The following is a 4,879-nucleotide window of genomic DNA, read 5'->3' as shown; positions in this document are numbered from 1 at the left end:
CACCCGATTGAGCCGCCCTGGCGCGTGCTGGCGGCGTTGCTCCTCCTTGCAGGCATCAGCCTGCTGCCTCGTCACGCCTTGCCAGCCCACCCCATGACGGCCCACTCGGGCGCGTCCAACTGCCGTTTCTAGGTTCAACAGATGACGCGCCCCCGTTGAATTGATGCCCCACCCTTCTACATGAATAAAACAACGCAAATCGACATGACGCGCTGGCTGGCGCTGGCCAGCCTCGCGGGCCTGATTGCACTGGGCCTGGCCTGGGAGCTGTGGCTGGCGCCGGTGCGCCCGGGCGGCTCGCTGCTGGCGCTCAAGGTGCTGCCGCTGTGCATTCCGCTGGCGGGTTTGCTCAAAAACCGCATGTACACCTACCGCTGGGTCAGCCTGCTGGTGTGGCTTTACTTCACCGAAGGCGCCGTGCGCGCCTGGAGCGACCGGGCGCCCGGCAACTACCTCGCCATGGCTGAGGTGGTCTTGTGCCTGCTGCTGTTCACCGCCTGTGCGCTGCACGTGCGCGTGCGGCTGAAAACCCCAACACCGGAAGTATGACGACCATGGACACCTTAAGCTTATTGACTTCATTGCGGGACATCGTGGGCGCTGCCCATGTGCTGTGCGACGGCGACCTGAGCGCCTGGGAGCAGGACTGGCGCAAACGCGCGCGCGGCAAGGCACTGGCCGTGGTGCGGCCCGGCAGCACCGCGGAAGTGGCGGCCACCGTCAAGGCCTGTGCGGCAGCCGGCATCAGCCTGGTGCCGCAGGGTGGCAACACCGGCCTGGTGGGCGGCTCCACGCCGGACGGCTCCGGACGGCAGATCGTGCTCAGCCTGCAGCGCATGAACACCGTGCGAGCCCTGGACGCGGCCAACCTGACCATGACGGTAGATGCCGGCTGCGTGCTGCAAACCCTGCAGGAAACGGCCGAAAAAGCCGGTTTCTTATTTCCCCTGAGCCTGGCCGCCGAAGGCAGCTGCACGATTGGCGGCAACCTGGCCAGCAACGCCGGCGGCACGCAGGTGCTGCGCTACGGCAATGCGCGCGACCTGTGCCTGGGGCTGGAAGTCATCACGCCGCAAGGCGATATCTGGGAAGGCCTCTCTGGCCTGCGCAAAGACAACACCGGCTACGACCTGCGCGACCTGTTCGTGGGCAGCGAAGGCACGCTGGGCATCATCACCGCCGCCACGCTCAAGCTCTACCCCCTGCCCGCGGCGCAGCTAACGGCCTGGGCGGCCGTGCCGTCCATGGACCAGGCCGTGACCTTGCTGGGCCTGGCGCACCGCCATCTGGGCGCCGGCCTGACCGGTTTTGAAGTAATGGGACAGTTTGCCCTGAGCCTGGTGGCCAAGCACTTCGGCCAGCTGCGCGTGCCGCTGTACCAGGACACGCCGTTTTGCGTGCTGCTTGAAAACTCCGACCACGAGTCGGAAGCGCACGCGCGCGAGCAGTTCGAACGCCTGCTTGAACTCGCGCTGGAGCAGGGCTGCGTCACGGACGCGGTCGTGGCTGAAAACCTGGCGCAGGCGCACCAGCTCTGGCACATCCGCGAAAGCATTCCGCTGGCGCAGGCCGAGGAAGGCTTGAACATCAAGCATGACATTTCGATTGCCGTGTCGCGCATTCCCGAGTTTGTAGAGGTGACGGATGCCATCCTGCAGCAAGCTCTGCCCGGCGTGCGCCTCGTTAATTTTGGTCATCTGGGCGACGGCAACCTGCATTACAACGTGCAGGCGCCCGAAGGCGGTGATGCCGCTGCGTTCCTGCGTGAGCAGGAAGAACGGGTCAATGCGCTGGTCTACGACTCGGTGGCGCAGTTCGGCGGCTCCATTTCAGCCGAACATGGCGTCGGCAGCCTCAAACTCGACAAGCTGGAACAGCACAAATCGCCGGTGGCGCTGAACATGATGCGCGCCATCAAGCAGGCGCTGGACCCGCAGAATTTGATGAACCCGGGGCGGGTGGTGCGGGTTTGAGAACCTTGCAGGCAATTTTATGCGCATGTTAATATGCACATAAATCGTGCACATCCTCAAAGGAGCCTGCCATGCGAACTGCTTCCGATACCCAGAAACGGCCAGTCAATCTGTCAATCAATGCGCGGACGCTCAAGCGCGCCAAGGAGTTGGGCATTAATTTGTCGCAAACGGTGGACGCCTTTTTAACCGCCGAAGTCGATCGCCGCTATTGGGAGCGCTGGAACGAAGACAACAAGGAAGCGATTGACGCCTACAACCTGCGCATTGCCGAAGAAGGCCTGCCGCTGGCGAAGTACCGCAGCTTCTGACAGGCACAAGCATGGCCCGTTTTGATGTCTATCAACACCCTGACGCAGTTTTGCGAAAGAGAACGCCGTATTTGCTCGACGTGCAAAACGACCACATCCATCGTCTCGCCAGCCGCGTGGTCATTCCTATGCGCGCGGCGCACCAATTTGAGCAGCGCATGAGCGACCTTAATCCGGTTTTTGAAGTTTCCGGCAATGCTGTGGTGCTTGACACGGCAGCAATCGCAGCCTTTCCTGCTACAGAGCTAAAAAAATCGGTCACAAGCCTGCGCGGTCAAAGTGAAATCATTGTTGACGCGCTTGATGTTTTGTTTGGAGCGTATTGAAACACCGGAGAAATGGGCGACCCTAATTTCCCTCGCTAATTTCCCTCGCGGCCTGGACCCTCAAAACCTGATGAATCCAGGGCAGGTGGTGCGGGTGTAGGGTGAACGTCATTCTCTTCACACCATTGGCGCAATGCGGCTTCAACGGCATGGGCTTCGAACGTGTACCAGGCTTCGAGGACACCTCGGGACTCCAGTAATTGTTTGAAGCGACTGTAGGCGCCTTTGCGTCGAAAGAAGCCCGCCACGGTGCCGTAGTCGTCGGGCAGCGCTTGATCGACGAAGGACAGCACCAGGTCCCGGCCGAGGTTCAAATCGTTCTTGTGCGGGACGGCGATGTACCGATCGGATGTTTCCAGGTCCTCCGGGACTTCCTCGTCGAGTTCGAGGGTGTCCGACGTGCAGTAGATCACGCCCGTATCGGCGCAGATGAAGGCACTGCTGTCGAACGGATCACCGAAACTGACGAAATCAAAGGCATCACGCAGATCAGCGTATTTGATGGTGACCATGGCAACCTCGAATAAAAATGCTGCACCCGAACCTTTTACCGTGGAGCAGGACTCATGGCGCCCGCCGGGAGGTGCTGCGCCAGGAAGCGCCCCAGCGCCTCGCGCCATGCCTCACGCGTGAACAGAAAGCCGTCGTTATGGCCGCCGGCCAGCTCCAAAAACGCTTTCGGCTCCTTGGCGGCGGCAAACAGCCGCTCGCCGTGGCGAAACGGCACGATGTCGTCCTGGCGGCTGTGGGCGATGAGCACCGGGCTAGCGACGCGCGCTAGGGCCTCCAGCGCGTCATAGCGGTAGCGCGCCAACCACCGCGCCGGCAGCCAGGGATAGAGCTCCGCCGCCAGTTCGGGCACCGAGACGAAGCATGATGCCAGCACCAGCGCCCCGGGGCGCTCGGCCGCGGCGAGCCGGGCGACGACGGCGCCGCCCAGGGACTCGCCCACCAGCACGATGCGCTCGGGCGGGAACCCCCGCTGCGCCACGAGGTGGCGCCAGGCGGCGCGGGCATCGGCGTAGGTGCCCTCCTCGCTCGGCTTGCCTTCGCTGCGGCCGTAGCCGCGGTATTCGAGCAGCAGCAGCGAGTAGCCGAGGCGGTGGAACATGCGGGCGTAGTCCACCCGGTGCGAGATGTTGCCGGCGTTGCCGTGGGCGAGCAGCACCGCGCCGCGCGCCGCCGGCGCGGGGACATACCAGGCCTCGATCCGAACCCCGTCTTCCGTCGTCAACCACACCGCCTCGTAGGCTAGCCCGGCGTCCTTGGGCGTCTGCAGAATCTGCCGCCCCACATCGGGGAAGTAGATGAGGTGCGCCTGCAGCACGAACACGATGGCCAACAGCGCGGCATACGCCGCGCCGCCCACGGTCAACACTTTCAGCAAGACTTCCATGGCTCGCGCCCCCTACGGTCGGACGATGCCTCAATGCGGCCGGCGGCGCAAGTGTGAGACGGCCAGCCCTATGGCCACGCCTGCCAGCAGGCCTAAACCGCCGCTCAGCAGCGCTTCGCTCATGAACGATTCAGACGTGGATGGCGATTCGGGCAAGGCGGATGGCAATAGCGCTCTCCACTCGGTAGACGTGATCTGTGTCATTTTGGATGCATCGTCCAAGCCGAAAACGCAGATCTCACCGCCCGGCAGTTTGCAGAAGCGCTCGGCCGGGCAGCTGGTGAGTATGACCTGGGGCACACCCTCAGCGCACTGGGCGCCCGCGCTGCGCAGGACCTCCAGGGTCACCCCGGGATGCTTGGTGAGTTGCTCGGGCATGGCGGGCTCCAACGCAACATGTGCGCGACGCAGCAGGGTGGTGGTCAGGCACGCTCGCCGCTACCGCGCCGGCGCGGATGTCAAATTCCCTTCTCAAGAAGAAAGCTAAGCAGGAAAAGCGTCGCCGGCCAAAGTCCAACGAAGATTCCCCAGCGTTCTGCGTGCGCTTCCTGCAGCACCGCCTTCAGCGCGGGATCGGTGATGTTGCTAAGGACATGCCGTCCGACCTCCAGTTGCGGCCCGAAAAACCACAACAGCCATGACAGCGGGATCGAAAGCAATCCGACCCAGAACAAGATTTGCGATAGCGTTTGCATACCGTCCTCCTTTCGTTAAGAGCCTGTTCACGCTTTATTTGGGGTCGCGTTGGGACGCAATCGGGATGAGTTGGCTGCCAACACCACGCCGCATGGGCTCATGCCCATGCAAGGGGTTTGGTGGACAAATCGCCCGATTTCGTCCCAACCCGAAGGGCAGGTGCCTTTTCGGGCGGTC

The 4,879-nt window shown here is 63.0% G+C and carries 8 protein-coding genes; 4 read left to right on the top strand and 4 right to left on the bottom strand.

The window, feature by feature from the left end; all coding sequences use genetic code 11:
• Window positions 1-180 precede the first annotated feature (180 nt).
• The 4 genes from V6M61_RS20810 to V6M61_RS20795 all read left to right on the top strand — a co-directional run bounded on the left by V6M61_RS20810 (window position 181) and on the right by V6M61_RS20795 (window position 2,610).
• Entirely contained in the window at window positions 181-549 is a 369-nt protein-coding gene (locus V6M61_RS20810; protein ID WP_332778517.1) for a DUF2069 domain-containing protein, read from the top strand.
• A 5-nt stretch (window positions 550-554) separates the two neighbouring features.
• The gene (locus tag V6M61_RS20805) at window positions 555-1,973 is read left to right on the top strand and encodes an FAD-binding oxidoreductase (RefSeq protein ID WP_442957827.1); all 1,419 of its coding nucleotides are present in this window, start codon (window positions 555-557) and stop codon (window positions 1,971-1,973) included.
• 71 nt (window positions 1,974-2,044) lie between these two features.
• Complete coding sequence (locus tag V6M61_RS20800; RefSeq protein WP_332778515.1) at window positions 2,045-2,284, top strand: type II toxin-antitoxin system CcdA family antitoxin; 240 nt, start codon at window positions 2,045-2,047, stop codon at window positions 2,282-2,284.
• Between the two features lie 11 nt (window positions 2,285-2,295).
• Window positions 2,296-2,610: a CcdB family protein gene (locus V6M61_RS20795; protein ID WP_332778514.1), complete on the top strand. Its 315-nt coding sequence runs from the start codon at window positions 2,296-2,298 to the stop codon at window positions 2,608-2,610.
• A 35-nt stretch (window positions 2,611-2,645) separates the two neighbouring features.
• Here V6M61_RS20795 and V6M61_RS20790 read toward each other — a convergent pair whose 3' ends face one another.
• The 4 genes from V6M61_RS20790 to V6M61_RS20775 form a co-directional block, all read right to left on the bottom strand.
• Complete coding sequence (locus V6M61_RS20790) at window positions 2,646-3,122, bottom strand: hypothetical protein (protein WP_332778513.1); 477 nt, start codon at window positions 3,120-3,122, stop codon at window positions 2,646-2,648.
• A gap of 35 nt (window positions 3,123-3,157) precedes the next feature.
• Entirely contained in the window at window positions 3,158-4,006 is an 849-nt protein-coding gene (locus V6M61_RS20785; RefSeq protein ID WP_332778512.1) for an alpha/beta hydrolase, read from the bottom strand.
• A 30-nt stretch (window positions 4,007-4,036) separates the two neighbouring features.
• A complete protein-coding gene (locus tag V6M61_RS20780; RefSeq protein ID WP_332778511.1) occupies window positions 4,037-4,384 on the bottom strand; it encodes a hypothetical protein in 348 nt (115 codons plus the stop codon).
• An 80-nt stretch (window positions 4,385-4,464) separates the two neighbouring features.
• Window positions 4,465-4,701, bottom strand: a complete 237-nt coding sequence (locus tag V6M61_RS20775; RefSeq protein WP_332778510.1) for a hypothetical protein — start codon at window positions 4,699-4,701, stop codon at window positions 4,465-4,467.
• Between the last annotated feature and the right edge of the window lie 178 nt (window positions 4,702-4,879).

Source organism: Polaromonas sp. (assembly GCF_036676035.1).
GTDB lineage: Bacteria > Pseudomonadota > Gammaproteobacteria > Burkholderiales > Burkholderiaceae_C > Polaromonas.
The sequence above is the reverse complement of the archived record's forward strand: the minus strand, read 5'-3'. Positions and strand labels throughout refer to the sequence as shown.